At 72.3% G+C, this 22,767-nt stretch carries 21 protein-coding genes and 1 pseudogene; 9 read left to right on the top strand and 13 right to left on the bottom strand.

What is annotated here, in order from left to right; all coding sequences use genetic code 11:
• Nucleotides 1–111: 111 nt before the first annotated feature.
• From B2W79_RS09410 to B2W79_RS09375, 8 genes are all read right to left on the bottom strand, one after another.
• Nucleotides 112–1,101: a methyltransferase family protein gene (locus tag B2W79_RS09410; RefSeq protein ID WP_292788885.1), complete on the bottom strand. Its 990-nt coding sequence runs from the start codon at nucleotides 1,099–1,101 to the stop codon at nucleotides 112–114.
• A gap of 73 nt (nucleotides 1,102–1,174) precedes the next feature.
• Nucleotides 1,175–1,849 (bottom strand): alpha/beta fold hydrolase, encoded by a 675-nt coding sequence (locus B2W79_RS09405; RefSeq protein WP_292788882.1) that lies wholly within the window; start codon nucleotides 1,847–1,849, stop codon nucleotides 1,175–1,177.
• Between the two features lie 34 nt (nucleotides 1,850–1,883).
• On the bottom strand, nucleotides 1,884–2,471 hold the full coding sequence (locus B2W79_RS09400) for a TetR/AcrR family transcriptional regulator (protein ID WP_025103887.1): 588 nt from the start codon (nucleotides 2,469–2,471) through the stop codon (nucleotides 1,884–1,886).
• A gap of 47 nt (nucleotides 2,472–2,518) precedes the next feature.
• Nucleotides 2,519–3,367, bottom strand: a complete 849-nt coding sequence (locus B2W79_RS09395; RefSeq protein ID WP_292788877.1) for an ATP-binding cassette domain-containing protein — start codon at nucleotides 3,365–3,367, stop codon at nucleotides 2,519–2,521.
• Nucleotides 3,364–5,160, bottom strand: a complete 1,797-nt coding sequence (locus B2W79_RS09390) for a dipeptide/oligopeptide/nickel ABC transporter permease/ATP-binding protein (protein WP_292788874.1) — start codon at nucleotides 5,158–5,160, stop codon at nucleotides 3,364–3,366. Before B2W79_RS09390 ends, B2W79_RS09395 begins: the two co-directional genes overlap by 4 nt.
• Nucleotides 5,157–6,098 carry an ABC transporter permease gene (locus B2W79_RS09385; protein ID WP_247642057.1) on the bottom strand — a complete coding sequence of 314 codons (942 nt, stop codon included), beginning with the start codon at nucleotides 6,096–6,098 and terminating at the stop codon, nucleotides 5,157–5,159. The genes B2W79_RS09390 and B2W79_RS09385 overlap by 4 nt, the downstream gene beginning before the upstream one ends.
• A gap of 73 nt (nucleotides 6,099–6,171) precedes the next feature.
• Nucleotides 6,172–7,701, bottom strand: coding sequence for an ABC transporter substrate-binding protein (locus B2W79_RS09380; RefSeq protein WP_292788868.1), 1,530 nt, complete (start codon nucleotides 7,699–7,701; stop codon nucleotides 6,172–6,174).
• A gap of 828 nt (nucleotides 7,702–8,529) precedes the next feature.
• The gene (locus tag B2W79_RS09375; RefSeq protein ID WP_292788865.1) at nucleotides 8,530–9,492 is read right to left on the bottom strand and encodes an aldo/keto reductase; all 963 of its coding nucleotides are present in this window, start codon (nucleotides 9,490–9,492) and stop codon (nucleotides 8,530–8,532) included.
• Nucleotides 9,493–9,590: 98 nt separating this feature from the next.
• Here B2W79_RS09375 and B2W79_RS09370 point away from each other — a divergent pair, with 98 nt between their 5' ends.
• From B2W79_RS09370 to B2W79_RS09345, 6 genes are all read left to right on the top strand, one after another.
• On the top strand, nucleotides 9,591–10,325 hold the full coding sequence (locus B2W79_RS09370; RefSeq protein ID WP_071328107.1) for an SDR family NAD(P)-dependent oxidoreductase: 735 nt from the start codon (nucleotides 9,591–9,593) through the stop codon (nucleotides 10,323–10,325).
• A gap of 94 nt (nucleotides 10,326–10,419) precedes the next feature.
• The gene (locus tag B2W79_RS09365) at nucleotides 10,420–11,520 is read left to right on the top strand and encodes a zinc-binding dehydrogenase (RefSeq protein WP_292788862.1); all 1,101 of its coding nucleotides are present in this window, start codon (nucleotides 10,420–10,422) and stop codon (nucleotides 11,518–11,520) included.
• Between the two features lie 8 nt (nucleotides 11,521–11,528).
• Entirely contained in the window at nucleotides 11,529–12,488 is a 960-nt protein-coding gene (locus B2W79_RS09360) for an aldo/keto reductase (protein ID WP_292788859.1), read from the top strand.
• A gap of 23 nt (nucleotides 12,489–12,511) precedes the next feature.
• Nucleotides 12,512–13,483: an alpha/beta hydrolase gene (locus tag B2W79_RS09355; RefSeq protein WP_292788856.1), complete on the top strand. Its 972-nt coding sequence runs from the start codon at nucleotides 12,512–12,514 to the stop codon at nucleotides 13,481–13,483.
• Nucleotides 13,480–14,463 (top strand): alpha/beta hydrolase, encoded by a 984-nt coding sequence (locus B2W79_RS09350; protein ID WP_071328103.1) that lies wholly within the window; start codon nucleotides 13,480–13,482, stop codon nucleotides 14,461–14,463. Before B2W79_RS09355 ends, B2W79_RS09350 begins: the two co-directional genes overlap by 4 nt.
• On the top strand, nucleotides 14,460–15,671 hold the full coding sequence (locus tag B2W79_RS09345) for a multidrug effflux MFS transporter (RefSeq protein ID WP_256209384.1): 1,212 nt from the start codon (nucleotides 14,460–14,462) through the stop codon (nucleotides 15,669–15,671). The genes B2W79_RS09350 and B2W79_RS09345 overlap by 4 nt, the downstream gene beginning before the upstream one ends.
• A 22-nt stretch (nucleotides 15,672–15,693) precedes the next feature.
• Here B2W79_RS09345 and B2W79_RS09340 read toward each other — a convergent pair whose 3' ends face one another.
• Complete coding sequence (locus B2W79_RS09340) at nucleotides 15,694–16,224, bottom strand: hypothetical protein (RefSeq protein ID WP_292788849.1); 531 nt, start codon at nucleotides 16,222–16,224, stop codon at nucleotides 15,694–15,696.
• Nucleotides 16,225–16,290: 66 nt separating this feature from the next.
• On the opposite strand from B2W79_RS09340, the gene B2W79_RS09335 reads away from it, so the two are divergent.
• Both B2W79_RS09335 and B2W79_RS09330 read left to right on the top strand, forming a co-directional pair.
• Entirely contained in the window at nucleotides 16,291–16,875 is a 585-nt protein-coding gene (locus B2W79_RS09335) for a TetR/AcrR family transcriptional regulator (RefSeq protein WP_071328100.1), read from the top strand.
• A gap of 103 nt (nucleotides 16,876–16,978) precedes the next feature.
• On the top strand, nucleotides 16,979–18,967 hold the full coding sequence (locus tag B2W79_RS09330) for a primary-amine oxidase (protein ID WP_292788841.1): 1,989 nt from the start codon (nucleotides 16,979–16,981) through the stop codon (nucleotides 18,965–18,967).
• A 28-nt stretch (nucleotides 18,968–18,995) separates the two neighbouring features.
• Here the strand turns inward: B2W79_RS09330 and B2W79_RS09325 are convergent, their stop codons facing one another.
• The 3 genes from B2W79_RS09325 to B2W79_RS09315 all read right to left on the bottom strand — a co-directional run bounded on the left by B2W79_RS09325 (nucleotide 18,996) and on the right by B2W79_RS09315 (nucleotide 21,575).
• On the bottom strand, nucleotides 18,996–19,658 hold the full coding sequence (locus B2W79_RS09325) for an SDR family oxidoreductase (RefSeq protein ID WP_071328098.1): 663 nt from the start codon (nucleotides 19,656–19,658) through the stop codon (nucleotides 18,996–18,998).
• Nucleotides 19,659–19,762: 104 nt separating this feature from the next.
• On the bottom strand, nucleotides 19,763–20,695 hold the full coding sequence (murQ, locus tag B2W79_RS09320) for an N-acetylmuramic acid 6-phosphate etherase (protein ID WP_292788838.1): 933 nt from the start codon (nucleotides 20,693–20,695) through the stop codon (nucleotides 19,763–19,765).
• A complete protein-coding gene (locus B2W79_RS09315; RefSeq protein WP_292788835.1) occupies nucleotides 20,685–21,575 on the bottom strand; it encodes a BadF/BadG/BcrA/BcrD ATPase family protein in 891 nt (296 codons plus the stop codon). The genes murQ and B2W79_RS09315 overlap by 11 nt, the downstream gene beginning before the upstream one ends.
• Nucleotides 21,576–21,677: 102 nt before the next feature.
• Here B2W79_RS09315 and B2W79_RS09310 point away from each other — a divergent pair, with 102 nt between their 5' ends.
• Complete coding sequence (locus tag B2W79_RS09310) at nucleotides 21,678–22,535, top strand: MurR/RpiR family transcriptional regulator (RefSeq protein ID WP_071327377.1); 858 nt, start codon at nucleotides 21,678–21,680, stop codon at nucleotides 22,533–22,535.
• 21 nt (nucleotides 22,536–22,556) lie between these two features.
• Here B2W79_RS09310 and B2W79_RS09305 read toward each other — a convergent pair.
• Nucleotides 22,557–22,767 (bottom strand): annotated as a pseudogene (locus B2W79_RS09305) (hypothetical protein); the annotation flags it as partial.

The following is a 22,767-nucleotide window of genomic DNA, read 5'->3' as shown; positions in this document are numbered from 1 at the left end:
CCCCCCCCCCCCGCGCCCGGCCCCCCCCCCCCCCCAGAAAACGGGCGGGGGGTTTTTTCACGCACGCCCCCCGCCTCTGATCCCCCTCGGACCAGTCTCGAACCGCGGTCGTCAGACCGCGGTGGCCAGGAGCACGCGCGGGCTCCCCGGCAGGGCGACGGTGTCGCGCACCGCCCATCCCGCGTCCGTCAGCCAGCCGCGGACCTGCGACTCGGGGTACACGACGGTGCCGTCGATCACGAGATACTCCCCCGCGTGCAGGGCGTCCAGCGCACGCTGCTCGTCGTCGTCGTCGAGGAAGAAGTCGAGCACCGTCAGCGTCGCGCCGTCGACCGCTGCGGCACGGAGCCGACGGAAGATCTGCGCGTTCTCCTCCGCAGAGAAGCGGTGGATGACGTGGTTGGCGAACACCGCGTCATAGGCACCCTCGGGGGCCGCGGTCGCCGTGTCCCCCACCTCGACGGCAGCCCGGTCGGCGACGCCTGCGGCCGCGACCGCCGCGGCCACGCCGTCCTCGAACCCCGGGGCGTAGACGAACGTGGTGTGCAGCTCGGGGTTGCGCGCCATGACGGCGAGGGCGAACTCGGCGGACAGACCGCCGAAGTCGAGGGCCTTCGTCGCGCCGGCGAGGTCGACGAGCCGGCCGAACTCCTGCGCGTGCAGGCGGTTGTACGTCATGACGCCGGCCATGAACGTGCCCCACCGCGCGTCGTCCATCTGCAGGTCGCCGGGCTCGGTCGTGTCGACCGTGTGCGCGAACTGCAGCCAGTGCGGGTAGCTGATCTCGTCGAGGAACGTGAGGAACGGAGCGAGGTCGATCACCGCGTCCTCCCCCGTGAGGTAGGCCGAGGCGTCGGACGCCAGGGCGTAGCGCCCCTCCGCCCGGACGAGGAGACCCTTCGCGGCGAGGGCGTCGGCGAGCAGCCGGGCGATCCGCTCGCTCACCCCGCAGCGCTCGGCGATCGCCGTGGCGGTGTCCGCGCCCGCGGCGACGGCGGCGAACAGCCCGATGCGGCTGGCCTGGAAGAGCTGCTTCGCGGCCATGTAGCCGGTGGCGATGTCGAGGATGCGGGCGGCGTCTGGGGTGGGGGTGTCGGTCATGGCGAATGCCTTTCGGTATGTCTACGAACGTGGGAAATAAAGGACGGGAGGACGCCAGGCGCGTATCGGCGGGTCAGTCCGCGAGGAACTCGCGCACGGCGTCGCGGAACGCGGGGGTGTGCAGCGCCACGAGGTGATCGCCGGGGACGCGGCGCACGCGGACGTCCGGCAGCCGCGCGGCGAGCTCGTCGATGCCCGCGGCCATCGGGTCGTCCTCGCCGCCCAGGAGCAGCACCGGCACCGCCGGCGCTCCGGCCTCGGGCGCGAAAGGCTCGGTCGCGAGCCCCTCGATGAGGTCGAGCAGATCGCACGGTCGGTTGCCGGGCAGGCTCACCATGTGCACGATCATCCCGGTCAGCGGATCGACGGGAGCCGGTCCGCCGGCGAGCGCAGCCCGCGCGGCGGAGAGGTCGACGAGCGCGAAGGGCTCCCCCGCGCTGAGGCCGCCGAGCACGAGACGCCGCACCGCGACACCCGGGCGCCGGGCGAGATCCCACGCGAGCCGGGCACCGAGCGAGTAGCCGACGAGGTCGACCTCGTCCGGGCCGATCGCTTCGGCGAGCGCGTCGAGCACCGCGGAGGTCGGCACGACTCCGAGCCCGGGGGCGTCGCCGTGCGCCGGCAGATCGAGGACCCGGCGCGGCCGGTCGCCGAGCACCGCCGTCCACTCGCTGTCCGGCCAGTCCTGGGTGCCGCGCGAGGCGAGGCCGTGCAGGAACACCACGGGTCGTTCGGGGGGAAGGGTCATGACGGGCCGTCCTCTCGGGACCGGCCCCTCGCCCTCAGCGCAGCCGCGCGAGGAACCGGTCGATGTAGTTCTCGTAGTCGGCGATGCGGTCGCCGTCCGGGTACATGAGGTTGATGACCGTCGCGCCGACCGCCGCGGAGATGTACTCGTCCGCCAGCGGGCCGTAGTCCTGGTCGCGGATCGAGCCCTCGTCGCGGGCCGCCTCCATGCGCGCGATGAGCGAGGCTCGCCACGAGCCCAGGTGTCCGCGGTAGAGCTCGGCCAGCGACTCGTTCGCCATCGCGTACTCCCAGAGCGCCAGGAGCACCCGGCCCGCGGCGATCTGCTCCGGGTCGCGCGGCACGGTGGCCTGCAGGAAGCCGCGCAGCGCGTCGTCCGCCGCCACCGGTTCCTGCCCCGCAGCCTCCACGCCCTCGGACATCTGCTGCAGGATGGTCTCGAACGTCGCCGCGACGATGCTCTCCTTCCCGGGGAAGTAGTGCTTCAGCGCACCGTTCGCGAAGCCCGCCTCCGCGGCGATGCTGCGCATGGTCGCCGCCTCGAACCCACCCTTCAGGATGATGCTCTTGGCCACCTCGACGATGTCCCGTCGCCGCTGGTCGTGGTCGATGATCTTCGGCATGGCGTCCTTCCGGCCGAGTCCGGGGTGTGGCGTGTTCCGGCCTGGAGCTACCGTACCGCCGCACCGGGCACCTCCCGCAGAGCGAGCCACTGCGCCCGGCGTACCCGCTGAGCCACCGGGTCCGCGACGGGCGAGGCCAGCCGCAGGCGCTCGGCGTACGGGTGACGCGGCGCGCGCGTGACCTGCTCCCCGTCTCCGATCTCGACGATCTCCCCCCGGTACATCACGGCGACCCGGTGGCAGACCCGCCGGACGACGCCGAGGTCGTGCGAGACGAACAGGTAGGCCACGCCGGTGTCGCGCTGCAGTTCGATGAAGAGGTCGAGGATGGTGGCCTGCGTGGTGAGGTCGAGCGCGCTGACCGGCTCGTCGCACACGATCAGCCGCGGACCGCGGACGAGGGCGCGGGCGATCGCGATGCGCTGCCGCTGCCCGCCGGAGAACTCGCTCGGGTACCGGTCCATGCTCGCGGAGGGCAGCCGCACCCGGTCGAGCATGTCGCGCACGCGCTTCTCGGCGGCCTTCGCCCCGATGCCCGTCGTCAGCAGCGGCTCGGCGAGGATGTCGCCGATGGTCAGTGCCGGGTTGAGGGAGCCGTACGGGTCCTGGAACACGACCTGCACGTCGTCGGCGAGCGCCCGCCGGGCCCGGCCGCCGAGCCGGCCGATGTCCTGGCCGTCGAAGCGGATGCGCCCCGCCGTCACCGGGGCGAGGCCGAGGATGGCCTTGCCGAGCGTCGACTTCCCGGATCCGGACTCGCCGACCAGGCCCAGGCACTCACCGGGGGCGATGTCGAGGGAGACGCCGTGCAGCGCGCGGAAGGCGTGCCGACCCCGGCCGTACTCGACCACGAGGTCGTCCACCTGCAGCAGGGGGTTCACCGGAGCGGTGTTCATGCGGGGATCTCCGTCCGCCGGCCGTCGAGCGCGGCGCGGCCCTCGGCTTCGTCGAGCGACGCGGCGATGAGCTCGCGCGTGTACTCCTGGGTGGGCGCGGCGAAGAGCTCGTCCACGGGCCCCGACTCCACGATGTCGCCGCCGCGCATGACGATCACGCGGTCGCAGATGTCGGCGACGACGCCGAAGTTGTGCGTCACGATGAGCAGCGCCATGCCGTACTCGGCCTGCAGCTCCCGCAGCAGTTCGAGGACCTCGGCCTGCACGGTGACGTCGAGGGCGGTGGTGGGCTCGTCGGCGACGAGGAGCGACGGCCGACCGGCGATCGCACCGGCGATGAGCACGCGCTGGGCCATGCCGCCGGACACCTGATGCGGGTAGCTGCGCATCACGCGGTCGGGGTCGGACAGCCCCACCCGCAGGAGCACCTCCCGCGCGCGCTGCCGGGCGGCGGCCTTCGCGAGCCCGTGCGTCCGGCGCAGCGGCTCGATGAGCTGATGCCCGATCGTGTACGAGGGGTCGAGGTTGCTCATCGGCTCCTGCGGCACATAGCCGATGGTGCGTCCGAGCAGGGCCTGGCGCTCCTTCGGCGTCGCGTGGGTGACCTCCGCGCCACCGACCCAGATCGCGTCGGCGGTCGCCCGGCCGGTCGCGGGGAGCAGGTCGAGCACCGAGAACACGGTCTGCGACTTGCCCGACCCGGACTCGCCGACGATCCCGACGACCTCCCCTGGGGCGACGTCGAGGGTCACGCCGTGCACGACCTCGGTCTCCCCCATCGGCGTCGCGTGGACGACGTGCAGGTTCTCGACGCGGAGGGCCGATGCCGGAGCCTCGTGGCGGACGCTGCCCGTGGCGGGAGCCGCGGCGACCTCGTCCGCGGTCTCGAGCACTCCGCGCCGCCGCCGTCGGGCCGCGCGCGGCGTGCGCACCTGCACGAGCTCGGCGAGCGTGGAGCCCATGATCGCGAGGACGGCGATCGTGAGACCGAGCGCCGCGGAGGGCCACAGCAGCATGAGGGGGTAGGTCAGCATGAGCCGGAAGCCCTCGAGCATCATCGCTCCCCAGCTCGGCACGTTCGAATCGCCGATGCCGAGGAACTGGAGCCCCGCCTGCATGCCCATCGCGATGCCCGCCGTGAGAGCGGTCTGGATGATGACCGGCGGGTAGACGGCCGTGATGACGTGGCGGAAGATGATGCGCCCGTCCGACAGCCCCGACACGCGGGCGGCGTCGATGTACGCCTCGCCGCGGACGGCGAGCGTCTGCGACCGCGCGATGCGGAAGTAGCCCGGCACCATGAAGACGCCGACGGTGACCATCAGCAGCTCGAAGTTGTTGCGGCTGCCGGCGGCGACCACGAGCAGGATGATCATCCCGGGGATCGACTGGAGGGCGTCGCTGATCCAGGTCGCGACCCGGTCGAAGACGCCGCCGAAGTACCCAGCCGCGACACCCGACGGGACGCCGATGACGAGCGCCGTGACGATCGTGATGAGCGCACCCCACAGCGTCGTCCTCGTTCCGTAGATGAGGCGGCTGAGGATGTCGCGGCCGGTGGAGTCGCCGCCGAGGAGGTGCTCCGGCGAGGGCGGGGCCTTCGCGGCTGCGAGGTCGACGAGGTTCGGGTCCATCGGCGCCAGCAGCGGCGCGAACACCCCGACGAGCACGATGAGCACGAAGATCGCGAGCGGGATGGAGCCGCCGGGATGACGGAGGAAGCGTCGGAACAGGCTCGACCGGCGCTTCTGGGCGGCCCGGTCGAAGGCGACGCGGATGTCTGTCGTGGTCATGCGACGCGCACCTTCGGGTTGATCCAGCCGAGCACGAGGTCGAGCAGGAGGTTGATGAGGACGACGAAGACGATGGAGACCACCGTGATCCCGAGCAGCATGGGGATGTCGCCGTTCTGCGACGACTGGTTCGTGAGCTGCCCCAGACCGGGGAGGCTGAAGATCTGCTCCACCACGATGGCGCCGGAGAGCAGGCCCACGAACATCAGGGCGATCACCGTGAGCGCGGCGGGCGAGGCGTTGCGGAGGATGTGCAGGTTCACCCGGGCGGCGGACAGGCCGCGGCTGCGGAGCGTGCGCACCCAGTCCTGGCGGCTCTGGGCGATCACGGCATTGCGCAGCTGCTCCGACACGGCGACGATGCCGCCCAGGGCGAGGGAGATCGCCGGCAGCGTGATCGAGCGCAGCCATCCTTCGACGGACTGGGTCGGCGGGACGTAGCCGACGGCGGGGAACCATTTGAGCTGCACGGCCAGCCACATCACCAGGACCAGGCTCACCCAGAACCCGGGGAGCGCGAAGAGGACGACGGAGATCCCCTTGATGATCCGGTCGAACCAGGTGCCGGGGCGGAGTCCGGTGATCATGCCGAACGCGACGCCGATGACCGCGGTGATGAGGGTCGCGAGGGTCACGACGGAGAGCGTGACGGGGACCTTGACCGCGAGCTGCGCGCCGACCGGCTGGAAGTTGCGCCACGAGACGCCGAAGTCGAGCAGCACGGCGTGGGAGAACCAGTCCCAGAACTGCACGATCAGGGGACGGTCGAGACCGATCTTCGCCGCCAGCGCCTCCTGCTGCGCAGGACTCGCCGTGGTCCCGAGGAGCGAGGCGGTCGGATCGCTGATCGCGAGGTGGGCGAGGAAGAACGTGCCGATCGAGACCGCGACGAGCAGGAGGATGCCGGACAGCACCCGCTTCGCCGTGAAGAGGAGCATGGGGGCCTCTCGAGGGTGAGGAGGAGGGGAAGGGGTGCCGGGGCGGCCGCGTGGCGACCGCCCCGGCGGGCGTTCAGCCCTGCGTGATGTACCGCAGCGTCGGGAACATCATCCCCACGACGGGCTGCAGCTGGATGCCGGGCGCCGTGTAGTAGATGTTGTTCGCCTGGTACCAGACCGACCACCAGGCCTGGTCGACGAGGGCCTGGTTGAGCTCCTTGATGGCGGCGGTCTGCGCGTCGCCGCGCTCCGTCTGCACCTTCTCGACGAGCGGGGCGATGACCTCGTTCTTCGCGTAGTCGGGCTCCGGGTTGAACCACTGCACGCTCGTCAGCTGCCGGGAGACGGTGGCCACGTCGTTGCCGTCCATCGCGAGGAAGGAGATGAACATCGGGTAGTTGGGTGCGTTGAGCTGGTAGTCCGGCATCTGCATGTTGTCCCAGGTGACGGTGATGCCGAGCTCGTTGAGGGCCTGCTCGGCCGACGGCTTCCACATCTCGAAGATCGGGGACATCGGCATCGAGATGTCGAAACCGTCCGGGTAGCCGGCGTCGGCCAGGAGCTCCTTCGCCTTGTCCATGTTGAACGCGTAGGCGTCGTTGAGGTCGGGGTCGTTGATGTCGCCGCCGTCCGGGAACACCTGGTTGGTGGCCACCCCCGCACCACTGCCGACCGCCGCGAGGACGGCCGCACCGTCGAACGCGTAGTTCAGCGCCTGACGGACCTCGAGCGTGCCGAGGGGCTCGCTCTTCGCGCCGGTGTGGTCGGTGATGACGAGGCCGGCCCACCCGGAGACCCGCTGGGCGGTGTTCCAGCCCTGCTGCTCGGCCTGGTCGAGGTTGGCCACGTCGCCATACTGCACGTTGATCTGGCCGCTGAGCATCGCGTTGTGACGGGCGGTCGCGTCGGTGATCGGGTAGATCGCGAGTTCGGCGAACGGGTACGTCTTCGCGTCCCAGTGGTCCTCGGTCTTGGTGAAGTGGTACTCGGCGCCCGCGACGCTGGTGTCGCTGTCGAGCACGTAGGGGCCGGAGCCGACCGGGTCGCTGCCGAGCGTGCCCGCCTCGATGGAGGCCGGGGGCATGACGTAGCTGCGGCCGAGGCCCATCAGGTAGAGGATCGTGTCGTCGCGCTGCGTGAGGGCGATGCGGACGGTGTCGTCGTCGACCTTCTCGAAGCCCTTCGCGTTGACGTAGGCCTCACCGGACCGGGCGCCGGCCTTGAGGTACTCGAGGCTCGCGACGACGGCGTCGGCATCGACCGGGGTGCCGTCGCTGAACACGGCGTCGGTGCGGATGTCGAGGTCGATGCTGAGGTCGTCGTCGGCCACGGTCCACTTCGTCGCGAGCGACGGGATCGGGGTGCCGTCGGCGTCGAGGGCGATCAGGGCGTCGTACACCGCGGACAGGTAGGGGCCGTCGAAGCCGATGTCGGCGAGGGACGGATCCCAGGACGTGACATCGAGGAAGTTGCCGATGTTGAGGGCGTCGGGGCCTTCGGCGCCACCGCCGTCGGACGGCGAGGGCGTTCCGCCGCCGCTGCAGCCGGCGAGCGCGAGGGTCGCGGCGACGGCGGCGGCGACCGCGAGGGGCATTCGTTTCATGGTTCCTTCTCTCGGGTGCAGGGGGTGGTGAAGAAGGTTCGAAGAGCCGCTGACCGGAGACCGGGACCGACGCCACTTCGATGTGTCGTGCTGGTTAGTCTACATGCGTGGAAAAAGAGCGCAAGCGTGTTTCCGCCCCCGGCCGCGCGGACCGATGCCTCAGCGCGCACGCACCTTGCTCCCCCGCGCACACCCCCGCGGGTGCCGGTGCCGGTACCGGGATCAATACCGCACCCCCACCCTCCCCGCGCGGCCCATTTCTGATCCCGCCACCGCGCCCACCCCTCCAGCCGGATCAGAAACGCCCCTCGGTGATGCCTTTTCGGCACCCCTTTCATCCCGCACCGGGGTGAGCGACGGCGCGAACGGGCCACGCGGGCACCCCCGCGGGCCACCGTGCCCCTTCCCGGGATCAAGAACGCACCGCCCACCCGGGCCCCAGGAGCATTTCTGATCCGGCGCGTGCGCGGGGCACTTCCGATCCAGCACGGAGGCGAGGAGCCCTTCTGATCCGGGCTCCGGAGAGCGGTCCGGTCCCGCACGAGCGGCGGGCCCGGTGATGGACAAACAGTCACCACCAGAAGCGGGATCAGATTCGGCCGCACGCCCTCCCTGCGTGGCGCGTTTTCGAATCGGCGCGGGGAACGTCACGCCGTGCGGGATCAGAAACGGGCCCGTGGGGTGCCTGCGAGGTGCGGAACTGATCCCGCGAGCGGAGTGGGACGCGGGGGCGAGCGAAGCGGGATCAGGAACGTGCCTGCGGGACGCGCGGGAGGTGCGGAAGTGATCCCGCACGCCGGAGGGGAGAAGCCGGGGGAGATACGGGGGTCACCAGGTGCCGTCGGGGCGGACGGCATGGTCGACGCGGCAGTCGGCGAGGGCGGCGCGTACCTCGGCTCCGTGGTCGCGGGCGAGGGCGAGGGCGGCGTGGTTCTCCTCGAGCTGCGCGACGCGGGAGGCACCGAAGAGCACGGTGGCCGTCGCGGGGTTCGCCAGACAGAAGGCGATGCCGAGGGCGGCCGGGGTCACCCCGAACTCCCCCGCGACCCGTGCGACCTCGGGGTACACGGCGAGGATCCGCTCGCGGATACCTCCGACGTCGGCACCGATCTTGCGCTGGGGCATCCGTCCGGTGGCGAGGATCCCGCCCTCGAACACGTCCGAGGCCTGCAGCGCGAGGGTTCCGTCGGCGAACAGCGGGCCGTACGCGTCACCCTCCGCCATGGCCCGTCGGGCGATGCCGTACTTGAGCTGCGCGAACGAGGGGCCGATCAGCCCCTGCGCATCCGCCTCGGCGAGCGCCGCCCCGGTGTCCGCGATCCGCCAGTTGTTGATCCCCCACGAGTCGACCAGGCCGTCTGCGAGGAGAGCGTTCACGTCGGCGACGAGTCGCGGCATGTCCGGGGCGTCGAGGTAGTCCCCCACCACGAGGGTGTCGAAACGGTCGAGGCCGGCCCGCTCCAGCGACTCCTCGATCTGCCCGCGGAAGCCCTGGTTCGGCCAGTCCCAGAGCCAGAGCTTGCCGCACAGCACGACGTCGGAACGGTCCACCCCGCTCGCCCGGAAGGCCTCTCCGAAGAGGATGTCGGTCCGGGAGTTCTCGGCGTGCGGTCCCATGTTGTAGTACGCGATGTCGAAGAATCCGGCGTCGAGCTCGACCGCCCGGTGGATGAGCTGCACGGCGTCGTCGAACTCCATGCGATCCCAGGTGTTCCACGATCCGAGGGCGAGCGGCGGCACCGTCGCGCCTCCCGGGGACAGCGGCTTGCGGGGATAGATCACATCGGACATGAGGGCTCCTTCGCCGTCTCCAGCACGGGGTTGTGTTTTTCTATGGTTGTAGAATATAACGGAGGAATCCCATCGCAACACCGTCAGTGAGGACGACCATGACCGCTTCCCCGCGCCGTATCCTCGTCACCGGAGGAGCCTCCGGGCTCGGCCGCGGCATCGCCACCGCCTTCCGCGCCGCCGGGGATGATGTCTTCCTCGGCGACGTGGATCTCGATGCCGCCCGGGCCGTCGCCACCGAGATCGGAGCCACCGCCCTCCCCCTCGACATCGGCGACGAAGCGTCGGTGCAGGCGGCGGCCGAACGGATCCACGCGGCCGGCGGACTCGACGTCCTCGTCAACAACGCCGGCGTCGTCGCCGGCGGCGGAACACTCCAGGAGGTCGCGGTCGACGCGGTCGATGCGGCTCTGCGCGTCAACGTCCGCGGCACGTTCCTCATGCTGCGGGTCTTCGGCGGGCTGCTCGCCACGGCCGGCCACGGGGCCATCGTCAACATCTCCTCGATCGGCGCCCGGCAGCCCACCCCCGGCCTCGGGCACTACGAGGCCACGAAGGCCGCGGTCGACGCGCTCACCCGGACCGCGGCCATCGAGCTCGCCGGCTCCGGGGTGCGGGTCAACGCTGTCGCCCCCGGCCCCGTGCTCACGCCCCTGACCGCCGACTTCGCCTCGAACCCGGATGCCCGCGCCGCGTGGGAGTCGCGCATCCCGCTCGGCACCATCGCCGAGGTCGACCAGGTCACCCCGCTCGTGCTGTTCCTCGCGAGCAGTGCTGCCAGCCACATCACCGGGGTCTCGGTCCCCGTCGATGGCGGCCAGCTCCTCGTCTGACCGCGTCCCCCTCCGTGCGGGATCGATTCCGCCCCTCCCGGGCACCGCGGAGGACCGTTTTCGATCCCGCTACCCGCCCCGCGACTGGAGAACCATGACCCTCCCCACCACCACCCGCGCCGCGGTGCTCACCGCGCACGGCGAGCCGCTCACCCTGCAGGACCTCCCGCTGCCCGCCGAGATCGAACCCGGCGCCGCCCTCGTCCGCATCGCCTGCACCACGCTGTGCGGCACGGACATCGAGATCTGGGAGGGGAGGATGTCGTTCCCCGGCATGCTGCCCCTGGTCCTCGGCCACGAGATGGTCGGCGAGATCGTGGCCACCGGACCCGACACCCGCGACGCGCTCGGCCGCCCGCTCTCCGCCGGCGACCGGATCGGCTGGTCGGAGTCCACCTGCGGCGAGTGCCACGGCTGCGTCGTGCTCCGGGAACCGGTCGCCTGCTCCCGCCGCGGCTACGGCTTCCTCCAGCGCGCGGACGTGCCGCCGTTCGCGACGGCCGGGCTCTCCGAGTACGCGTACGTCACCCCGGGTGCCGCCAAGCTCCTGCTCCCGGCCGCGGTCAAGGACACCTGGGCCTCGATGGCGGGCTGCGCCGCGAAGACCGTCCTCCGCGCGTTCGAGCGGGCCGGTCGTATCCGCCCCGGCTCCCGCGTGGTGGTGCAGGGCTCGGGCGCCCTCGGCATCTTCGCCACGGCAGTCGCGACCATCGCGGGTGCCGGGCAGGTCATCACCGTCGGCGCTCCCGCGGCCCGCCTGGAACTCGCCGCCCGCTTCGGCGCCGACGCCGTCGTCGACTTCCGCGACGGTCCCGTCGTCGACCAGGTCCTAGCGCTGACCGGAGGCCAGGGGGCGGACCACGTGTTCGACTTCGCGGGCGCCCCGAGCGTCGGACCGGACGCCGTCGGCATGGCCGCCCAGCGCGGCACCGTCGCGATCGTCGGCTCGACCGGCCCTGCCGGGGACGGCTTCGCCCTCAGCACGATCATGGGCAAGGAGCTCACGGTGGTCGGGTCGCTCAACGGCGACATCTCCGACTACGCCCGCGCGATCGACTTCTTCACGGCGTTCGCCGACCGCTTCCCCTGGGACGACCTGTTCAGCGCCCCGGTCGGGCTCGCCGACGCCTCCGCGAAGATCGCGCACATGCACCACCTCGATGAGGTCAAGGCCGTCATCGACCCGAGCCTCTGAGGAGCATCATGACCACCCCCCTCCCCCTTCGCGAGATCGGCCGCAGCGGCCTGCATGCCTCCCTGTTCTCCCTGGGCTCGTGGCACACCTACGACCGCATGGACTTCGCCGACGCGGTCGCGCTCCTCCGCGAGGCCACCGACCGCGGCGTGAACCTCTTCGACGTGGGCGTGTACTCCGCACCCGGCGCCCCGCCGGTCTTCACCGACGTGATCTTCTCGGCGATGGTGCGCGCGGCGGGGCTGCGCCGAGAGGAGTGGCTGCTGTCGTCGAAGCTCTGGTTGGAGGCCTTCGGTGCCGACGGCTTCCGCCCGCAGCTCGAGAACGCCCTGATGCGGGTGGGCACCGAGCACGCCGACCTCGTGATCCTCGGCGACCTGCGCCGCGACGACCTCGACCTGCGCGACCTCGTGCTCGACCTCGCCGCCCTCACCGACGCCGGGCTCATCCGCGCGTGGGGCGTGAACAACTGGTCGGCGGGGAGCATCCAGGCCCTGATCGACCTCGCCGCCGCGGAAGGCGTGCCCGGCCCGCAGATCGCACAGCTCAAGTACAGCGTCTCGCGGCGGTCGATCCCGGACGGCGAGCCGTTCGCGCGCCTCTGGGAGCAGGGCCTCACGCTCCAGGCCTCGGACTGCCTGGAGGGCGGGATCCTCGCCGGGACGGTGAACGGCGGCCGGCAGATCGGGCGCGACCCCGGCGACATCCGGGAGCGGATCATCGCCGACGTCCCCGCGTTCACCGCGGTCGCGGAGGACCTCGGCGTGACCCCCGCCCAGCTCGGTATCGCCTTCACCCTCACCCACCCCGCCCTGACGACGACCCTGTTCGGCGCCTCCCGCGTCGCGCAGCTGCGGGCGAACCTCGACGCGGCCGCCCTCGTCGACCGCATCGGCGCCGCCGAGCTGCGCCGTCTCGTCGAGCCCTTCTGGGCCGACCGCGGGGTCGTCGACCCCGAAGGCCCCTGACGCCGTCCCACCCGAGGAGAACCATGACCATCCCCGTCCCCTTCGATCCCGACGTGCAGGCCGTGCTCGACGAGATCGCGAAGAACCCGCAGCCCGCGCTCACCCGCGAGACCCTGCCGCGCGACGGCGTCGACCGGATGTTCCCGGACAACGACACCGTGATCGCCGGCCGGGACATCACGTGGGAGGACCGCGTCATCCCCGGCCCGCCCGGAGCCCCGGACATCGAGGTCACGATCTTCCGACCCGCGGGTTCCGAGACCTCGACGCTCCCGGGCTTCGTGAACATCCACGGCGGCGGCATGATCGTCGGCCACCGCTCGTGGGAGACGGCGCGGGTCGTCGACATCGTCGCGGAGCACGGCGTCGTGGCCGTGAACGTCGAGTACCGCCTCGCACCGGAGGACCCGTACCCCGCGGGCGTGGAGGACTGCTACGCGGCCTTCGTGTGGACGCACGCCCACGCCGCGGAGCTCGGCATCGACCCCGCGCGCATCGTCGTGGGCGGAGGCAGCGCGGGCGGCGGTCTCACCGCGGCCGTCGCCCTGCTGGCGCGCGATCGGCGGGGCCCTGTCATGGCCGGGCAGCTGCTGCTGTGCCCCATGATCGACAACACCAACACCACGGTCGCCAGTCGGCAGTACGACGGCATCGGCACCTGGCAGCGCGACATGAACCTCCTCGCCTGGTCATGCGTCCTCGGCGAGGAGCTCGCGTTCAGCGCCGAGGCCCCGGCCTACGCCGCGCCGAGCCGCGCGACGGATGTCTCCGGCCTCCCGCCCGCGTACATCGAGGTCGGCGAGGCGGAGATGTTCCGCGACGAGGACACCGCGTACGCCCTCCGGATCTGGGAGACCGGCGGACAGGCCGAGCTGCACGTGTGGGGCGGCGGCGCCCACGGCTTCGACATGTACATGCCGGAGGCCGAGATCACCCGCGCCGCCCTCGCCGCCCGTGCCTCCTGGCTGCGACGGATCTGGCGGGCCGCCGCATGAGCACGCCGGAGCCGGTGCCCTACGACCCGGAGCTCGTCGCCGGACTCGACGCCTTCGTCGACCTCGTGGAGGTCATCCCGCTGCGCGCGGACACGATCCACACCAACCGCGACCACTTCGCCACGATCATCCCGCCGATGGCCGTGCAGGCCGAGGGCCGCGCCGTGACCTGGGAGGACCGGGTCATCCCCGGCCCCGTCGGGGCTCCGGACCTCGAGATCACCGTCGTGCGCCCGGCGCAGGCGCCGTCGGACCCGGCCCCGGCGGTGCTGTCGATCCACGGCGGCGGCATGGTGCTCGGCACGCGCTTCTTCGGCACCGCCGAGCTCATCGACCTCGCGGAGCGGCACGGCGTCGTCGGCGTCGCGGTCGAGTACCGCCTCGCCCCCGAGCACCCCGGACCGGCGCAGGCGGAGGACTGCTACGCGGCGCTGGAGTGGATGGTCGCCCACGCCGACGAGCTCGGCATCGACACCTCCCGCATCATCGCCTCCGGGCAGAGCGCCGGGGGCGGGCTCTCGGCGGCGGTCGCGCTGCTCTCCCGCGACCGCGGCGGGCCCCGGCTGGCCGGGCAGCTCCTCGGCTGCCCGATGCTCGACGACCGCAACGAGACCCCGTCGACCCGCCAGTACGACGGCTTCGGCGCCTGGGACCGGAACAACAACGACACCGCGTGGGACGCGATCGCCGGGGCCGACCGGTTCACCGATCGCGTGTCGCCGTACACGGCACCGGCCCGGGCCACGGATCTGGCAGGACTCGCTCCGGCGTTCATCGAGGTGGGCGCCGCGGAGACCTTCCGCGACGAGGCCGTCGCCTACGCGTCGCGGATCTGGGCCACGGGCGGGCAGGCCGAACTGCACGTCTGGGCGGGCGGCTACCACGGCTTCTCCGGTTTCTCCCCCGATGCCGAGGTCTCGCGGGCCGCGGTGGCCGCGCGGGAGAGCTGGCTGCGCCGCGTGCTTCGCCTGGGCGGATGAGTCTCCCGGCGCGCGGTGAGCCCGCACGGATGGGCACGCTGCGGGCGGTGCTCGTGCTCGGCATGCTGGAAGCCTTCGGTCCGCTGTCGATGGACCTCTACCTCCCGCAGCTTCCCCAGCTCGCGGCGTCGCTCGGCACGACCGAGGCCCTGGCGCAGGTGACGATGTCGGCATGCATGATCGGCCTCGGCCTGGGGCAGCTCGTGGCCGGTCCTCTCAGCGACCGGCTGGGCAGACGCCTGCCACTGCTGGTCGGCGTCGCGGCGTTCGCGGTGCTCTCCGCGGTGTGCGCCGTCGCTCCGAACATCGAGCTGCTGCTCGTCGCGCGCTTCCTGCAGGGGCTGGCGGGATCGGCGGGCATCGTGATCTGCCTGGCGATCGCCCGCGACCAGTTCGAGGGGGTCGAGCTCTCCCGCATGCTCTCACTGCTGTTCCTCGTCTCGGGCACCGCGCCGATCATCGCGCCGGTGGTGGGCGGCCAGCTCGCCCGCATCATGGACTGGCGCGGGATCTTCGGCGTGCTGGCCGGGATCGGCGTCGTCCTACTGCTCGTGGTCGTCTTCCTCCTGCCGGAGACGCTGCGACCGGAGGCGCGCCACGGCGGAGGCCTCCGCGTGCTGCGGGCGCACGCCGGCGCCGTGCTGGGCGACCGGCTCTTCGCCGCGGTCCTGTGCGCCTCCGCCGGTGCGGGCGTGGCGTTCTTCACCTATCTGTCGATGTCGTCGTTCGTCCTGCAGGACGAGTTCGGCCTCAGCCCGCAGAGCTTCAGTCTCGCCTTCGCCGCCGGCGCCCTGGCGAGCATCGTCGGCAGCCAGTCGAGCCGCCTTGTCGTGCGCCGGTTCGGCCCCCTCCGCGTCTACCTCGGCGGAGTCACGGCGACGCTCGTCGCGACCGCGACCTTCCTCGTCCTGGCCCTCAGCGGGACGGGGGTGGCGGGCGTGGTGGCGGCACTCGTCGGGTTCATGCTGTGCGCGGGCCTCGGCGGCCCGAACGGCCAGACGCTCGCCCTCGCGCATCACGGCGCCAGGGCGGGGACGGCGTCCGCCCTGCTCGGCATGTCGTCGTTCCTGTTCGGCCCGGTGCTCGCCCCGGTCGCCGCCGGGATCGGGGGCACGAACGCCGTCACGATGGCGGTCACCATGACCCTGGCCGCCGCCGTCGCGGCGATCGCCGCCTGGGCCTTCGTCCGCCCCGCCGCGCGGGAGTGAGGTCGGCCGTCGCACCGCACGGTCAGCCCACGATGCTCATCGCGACGACCCCGATCGCCATCGCCCAGGATTCCACTGCGAGCAGCCGGGCGGTGCGCCCCCGATGCCCCGCCCGACGCAGGGCCGCGGCGAGCGTCCACCCGACGATGGCGAGGGTGCCGAGCACGATGAGCGCACCGAGCGCACCGCCGACGCTGTGCCCCGTGTGCCCCGCGGACGTCACGTCCTGACCGCCCGCTCCGGCGGCACCGTGGAAGGCGCAAATCGCCATCACGAGCGCCCCGAGAGCGCGGTGGCAGCAGCCGGCCGCCGATGCCGCCCCGCGGACGCCCATCGTGCCGATCATGCCGGACGCGAGCATCAGGGCACCGAGCAGCAGCGCGCCCAGCGCTCCCGCGCCGCCCGTCGCCATCAGCAGCATCCCCACCGCCATCACCACCGCGGCCTGGCGCCCCTGCCACGGCACAGCACGACGCGCGGCGAGGCACGCGCCGGCCGACACGAGCCCCGCCGCCGCCATCAGCCACGATGCTGCCGGGAGCAGGAAGTCCACAGCCGAAGTATATTGATCGATCGCTCAAAAAAGCGAGACCCCGTCGCGATGCGACACAATGAGCACGTGCCCCGCATCGTCGACCATGATGAGCGTCGCCGTCAGATCGCCGACGCGCTGCTCGTCGTCGCCGCCAGGGACGGGCACGAGAGCGTGTCCTCGCGGGCGGTCGCGAAGGAGCTCGGCGTCGCGACCGGCTCCCTGTGGCACTACTTCGACGGCTTCGACGACGTCGTCCGCGCCGCGGCGGCCGAGGTCACCCGCCGCACCGACGAGCGCATCACCGCCGCGACCAACGGACTGCGTGGCCTCGCCCGCCTGCGGGCCCTGATGGGCGAGGTGCTCCCCGTCGACGAGCGCACCCGCACCGAGGCGCACGTGGTCGTCGGCTTCTGGGGGCGCCTGGCCACTCTCGCCCCGGCTCCCGACGCCGGAGCGCCGACCCTCGCGACGTGGCAGGACAGCATCCGGGAGGCCCTGGACGAGGCGGCGACCGACGGAGAGCTGCGCCCCGACACCCCCACCGGCGACCTCCTCGCCCTCCTGCGCTCGATCACCTACGGTCAGCAGGTCGTCGAGGTCACCGAGCCGCAGACGCCGGCGGCGCACTTCGCGGTCCTCGACAGCATCCTCGCCCCCTGGCGACGCTGACCTCGACGGCGCCCACACGCCACGGTTGTGCGCCCGCGCCCGCCGTCGTATCATCGTGCCAACCCGTTTCTTGAGCGCTTGCTCGAAAATAGTGAGGTCAACGATGTCCCCGCACTCCCCCCAACCCGTCTCCCTCGAGCCCATCGCCGCTCCCCATCCGCTCGATCCGCTCACCGGCGCCGAGATCGCCGCCGCCCGCGCGGTGCTCGACGCGGCCGGCCTGCTGACGGCGACCACCCGCGTGCCGATGCTGCTCCCCGACGAAGCCACGAAGGAGGAGCTCGCGGCCTGGCGCCCCGGCTCCCCCATCGACCGCCGGGTGGACGTCACCCTGCTCGACACGGCCACCGGCGTCGCGACCGAGGTGATCGTCTCGATCACCCGCGGCGAGGTCGTGCGCCAGGAGCGGGTGCCCAACGACGCCCCGCCCTACGGCCAGCCGCAGTACCTCTTCGAGGAGTACGAGCGGGCCGAGGCCATCGCCAAGGCGTCCCCGGAATGGCAGGCGGCCATGCGCCGCCGCGGCCTGGCGGACCACATGGCCCTCGCCTTCTGCTCCCCCCTGGCCCCGGGCTACACGGGCCGGGCCGACGAGGTCGGCCGCCGCGTGATCCGATCCCTCACCTTCCTCCGGGACGACGAGCAGGATTCCCCGTGGGCCCACCCCGTCGAGGGGCTGATCGTGCACATCGACCTCACCACGGACAGCGTGATCCGCGTCGAGGACGAGGGCGACGTGCCGGTCCCGGCCGGACACCGCAACTACTACCCGGAGGTGCAGGGCGCGGCGCGGACGACGCTGAAGCCCATCGAGATCACCCAGCCGGAGGGGCCGAGCTTCGCCGTCTCCGGATCGCTCGTCGAGTGGGAGGGCTGGTCGATGCGCGTGGGCTTCAATGCCCGCGAAGGCCTCGTGCTGCACGACGTGTCGTTCCAGGGGCGCTCCGTGCTGCACCGGGCGAGCGTGCCGGAGATGGTCGTGCCCTACGGCGACACTGCCCCCGGGCGCTACTGGATCAGCTACTTCGACGCGGGCGAGTATCTCCTCGGCAAGAACGCCAACCACCTGGAGCTCGGCTGCGACTGCCTCGGCGTGATCCGGTACCTCGACGGCTACGTCGCCGACGACCACGGCCACCCGGTCCGCATCCCCAACGTGATCTGCATGCACGAGGAGGACTACGGCATCCTCTGGAAGCACACCGACCTCTCCGGGCGCTCCGACGTGCGGCGCTCGCGGCGCTTCGTCGTCTCGTACTTCTCCACCATCGGCAACTACGACTACGGCTTCTACTGGAACTTCGGCCTGGACGGCTCGATCGAGGTCGTCGCCAAGGCCACGGGCATCGTGTTCGCCGCCGCCGGAGAGCCGGGTGTCCGCCAGAAGCACGCCACCGAACTCGCTCCCGGCGTCTTCGCCCCGGTCCACCAGCACCTGTTCTGCGCGCGCCTCGATGTGGCGATCGACGGCCAGGACAACCGTCTCGTGGAGGTGGACGCGCAGCGGGTGCCCCTGGGGCCGGACAACCCGTTCGGCAACGCCTTCACCTGGTCGGAGACGGTGCTGGAGACCGAGCACGCCGCCCGGCGCGAGGCCGACTCCTCGGTCGCCCGGGTGTGGGAGGTGCAGAGTGCCTCGCGGACGAACCACGTCGGCCGCCCGACCGCCTATCACCTCGTGCCGGAGCCGACCGCTCTACTGATGGCCGACCCCGCGTCGTCCGTCGCGGCGCGCGCGGCCTTCGCCACGAAGCACCTCTGGGCGACGCGATACGAGCACGGTCAGATCTGGCCGGCCGGGCGCTATCCCAACGCGCACCAGGGCGGCGCCGGCCTCCCGGAGTACACGGCCGACGATCGCCGGATCGACGGCGAGGACATCGTGCTGTGGCACACCTTCGGGCTCACGCACTTCCCCCGCCCGGAGGACTGGCCGATCATGCCCGTGGACTACGCGGGATTCTGGTTCAAGCCCTACGGCTTCCTCGACCAGAACCCGGCCATGGACGTGCCGGAGTCCTCCCAGGCGCACGGCGGCGCGGCGGCGACGGCCTCCTGCTGCGGCGGCGACTCCTGCGCCTGCGGCCACTGAGCGCGCCCGGGCTCGCTCCGCCGCGCGATCAGTAGCGGGCGGAGAAGGCCCCGTCGGCCTGGAGGAGCTGCCCGGAGATCCAGCGCCCCTCGTCCGAGACGAGGAACGAGACGACGGCGGCGATATCGCCCGGGGTGCCGAGGCGCCCGAGCGGCGTCATCCCGGCGAGGCCGGCGCGCGTCTCGTCGTCCATCCATCCGGTGTCGATGGGGCCGGGGTTCAGGACGTTGGCGGAGATGCCGCGCGGACCGAGCTCGCGCGCGGCGGAGATGACCAGCCGGTCGAGCGCACCCTTGGACGCCCCGTACGGCAGGTTCCCGGTGACGTGATCGCTCGTGAGAGCCACGATCGCGCCGCCGTCCTCGGCCTGCCGGGCGAAGGCCGCGATGAGGAGCAGGCTCGCCCGCGCATTCACGGCGACGTGCCGGTCGAAGCTCTCCGCCGTGGTGTCGAGCACGCCGGACTCGACGTCGTGCGCGTGGCTGAGGACGAGCGCGGAGATCGGACCGTGTGCCTCCGCGACCTCGGCGATCAGGCGCTCCGGCCCGTCCGCGGTGGAGAGGTCGGCGGGGTGATCGGCGTCGTGGAGGTCGCTGGTGACGACGGTCCAGCCGTCGGCACGGAGCCGCCGGACGATGCCGGCGGCGATGCTGTTCGCGCGCGCGGCGCCGGTGACGAGAACGAGGGGCATGCCCTCACGCTAGCGGGCGGCCCGTCGCGGGTGCGAAAGGGTGCCCCGATGGCTCCCGTCCGGAGCTTTTCGCATCCCGCACCGCGGGGAGAGCGACGACCGGCTCAGGTGAGGGCGGCGATCGCGTCGCGGAGGATGCCGTCGGACGCCGCCAGTGCCGCCGCGGCGGTCTCGGCGGACGCTCCGGTCGCGAGCAGGAGCAGAGCGAGCTTAACGGAACCGTCCGCGGCCTCCAGCGCGGCGGACGCGGCGTCGACGTCGACGCCGGCGAGCTGCGACACCGTGCGGATCGAGCGGGCGTGCAGCTTCTCGTTCGTCGCCAGCAGGTCGACCATGACCCCGCGGTACGTCTTGCCGAGTTTGATCATCGAGAGCGTCGTCAGCATGTTCACGACGAGCTTCTGCGCCGTGCCGGACTTCAGCCGCGTGGAGCCCGAGATGAACTCCGGCCCCGTGACGACCTCGATCGCGATCTCGGCCTCCGCGCCGATCGCCGACCCGGCGTTCGAGGCGATCGCCACCGTGAGCGCACCGAGGCCCCGGGCGTACCGCAGCCCGCCGATGACGTAGGGCGTGCGGCCGGATGCCGAGATCCCCACCACCGTGTCCAGGCCGGTGAGGTCCAGGTCGCGCAGAGCCACGGCCGCGGCCTCGTCGTCGTCCTCCGCGTTCTCCACCGCCGAGCGGATGGCCGTCTCCCCGCCCGCGATGAGCCCCACGACCATCGACGGGTCGGTGCCGAAGGTGGGCGGGCACTCGCTCGCATCGAGCACGCCGATGCGTCCGGCCGTGCCCGCGCCGATGTAGATGAGCCGACCGCCGCGGCGGAACCGCTCCGTGATGCCGTCCAACGCCGCCGCGATCTCCGCCGTGCGTCCGGCCACGGCCTCGGGCACACGCCGGTCCTCGGCGTTCATGCGCTCGACGAGCTCAGTCGTACTCAGCAGGTCGAGGTCGCCGCGCTCGGTGGTGGAGGCCTCGGTATCGAGGCCCGCGAGCTCGGCGAGGAGAGTGGTCAGACGGGAGTCATTCGGCACGGTGCACGAACCTTTCATGGGGGAGATCGAGGCGACGGGTCAGCAGCAGGGCCCCGTCCATGGCGCCGCCGCGCGCGGGGACGACGCGGTGGCCGCGCGCGTCCAGAGCGCGGGTCAGGGCGGCGCGGAAGCCGTCGTGGTCGGTGAGGCCACCGTGCAGCGCGACGTCCTCGGTCGCCCCGGCGGCCGCAGCAGTCGTCGCCGCGAGGAGCCGGGCAGCCTCGTCGACGATCCCGCGGGCGACGGCGTCGTCGTCTGCCGCGGCGGCGAGCACGAGGGGCGCGAGGGTCGCGAGACGGCGGGCGAGGGGTCCGTCGGCGGCGAGCCAGGCCTGCACGGCCGAGGGCGGGCCGACGGGGGCGGCGAGCGCCGCGGTGAGGGCGGTGGGCGCGGCCAGCCCGTCGTGGGCACGGAGCACGGCACGCAACGCCTCGCGGCCGAGCCAGGATCCGCTGCCGAAGTCGCCCAGCTCGGGGCCCCAGCCGTCGACCAGACGCGCACCGGAGGGGTCGACGCCCAGCGCCACGGCTCCGGTGCCGGCGATGAGCAGCACGCCGGCCGCGCCGTCGAGGGCGCCCGCATGGGCGGTGACCACGTCCGACGCCACGGCCACGCGCGCTCCGGTCCGTGCGGCGAGCGCGGCGGCGAGTTCCGCGGCCGCCTCCGGGGCGAACCAGGCGCCGGCCGCCCCCACGCCGAGCGTGTCGATGCGCTCGACATCGTCGAGCAGCGGGAGAATCGCGGTGAGCGCCGCCTCCACTCCGCCCGCCGCGGCGAGGCCCGGCGCTCCGATCCCGGAGCGCTCCCCGGCCGTCGCGCCGTGCACGACGAGGCGGCAGCGGGACTTGCCGAGATCGACGGTGGCGGTCGTCTCGCTCATCGGCACTCCTCGGATCCGGCGGAAAGAAAGAAAAGCGACTACACAACACGTAGACTCGCTGAAAAGAATTTACCATCCCGTTCCGCCGTTCCGGAGGATACCGTGAGCATCCAGTCGACGATCGAAGCCGCCGCTGCGACCCTGCCCCCGTCCCTGGCCCGCGTCGCGGTCGCCGTGCGGGAGAACCCGAGCCTCGTGATCGACAAGACGATCAGCGAGCTCGCGACGGAGTGCCGCACCTCGGTCGCGTCCGTCGTCCGGTTCTGCCGGGCGATCGGCTTCACCGGCTACGCCCCGCTGCGCATGGCCCTGGCCACCGAGCTCGGCAAGGAGGCCGCCCAGTTCTCCGCCCGCGGCGCCTACGGCTCCGAGATCTCCGACGAGGATTCCCTGGAGGAGGCCGTCTCCAAGCTCGCCGCCCTGGAACTCCTCGCGATCGAGGAGACCGTCGGCCAGCTCGATTTCGCCGTGTTGACGGCGGCGGTCGCGGCCATCGACGGCGCCGACCGGATCCTCCTCTACGGCATCGGCGCCAGCCAGTTCGTCGCGGAGGACCTCGCGCACAAGCTGCTCCGCGTCGGCCGCAACGCCCATGTCCTCTCCGACCCCCACGAGGCGATCGCCGCCGCCGTCCTCCCCGTGGGCACGACCGTCGCGATCGGGTTCTCGCATGCGGGGTCGACCATCGAGACGGTGCGGTTCCTCGAAGCGGCCGCCGCGAACGGCGCGACGACGGTGGCCGTCACCTCCGTGAAGGACTCCCCCCTCGCCCAGGTCGCCGACCATGCGCTGTTCACCGAGGTGCGCGAGTCGACCTTCCGCGCCGGGGCGATGGTGAGCCGGATCGCCCAGCTCGCGCTCGTGGACTGCCTGTTCATCGGCGTCGCCAAGCGCCGGTACGCCGAGACCGTCGACGCCCTGCAGCGCACGCGTCAGGCGACGCGCCTCCTCCGCGACTGACGCCCCGCGGGCCGACGGTACTCAAACCGTCTCGACGTCCGCGGCGGCGAGTCCGTCCGCGTGCGTCGCCGGGGTCCCCATCGCCCCGGCGGTGCGCAGGAACACGATGATCCAGCTGAAGATCAGCACGGCCGCGATGAGCTCGACCGCCGTGAGGTTGTAGTAGCCGACCGCGAAGAACGCCCCCAGCAGCGCGATGACCAGCACGTACGCCCAGCCGAGCCCCACGAAC

This window comes from Microbacterium sp. UBA7513 (genome assembly GCF_002478345.1).
In the GTDB taxonomy this organism is placed as follows: domain Bacteria; phylum Actinomycetota; class Actinomycetes; order Actinomycetales; family Microbacteriaceae; genus Microbacterium.
Note: the sequence above shows the minus strand (reverse complement) of the source record. Positions and strands in the feature narration are given on the sequence as shown.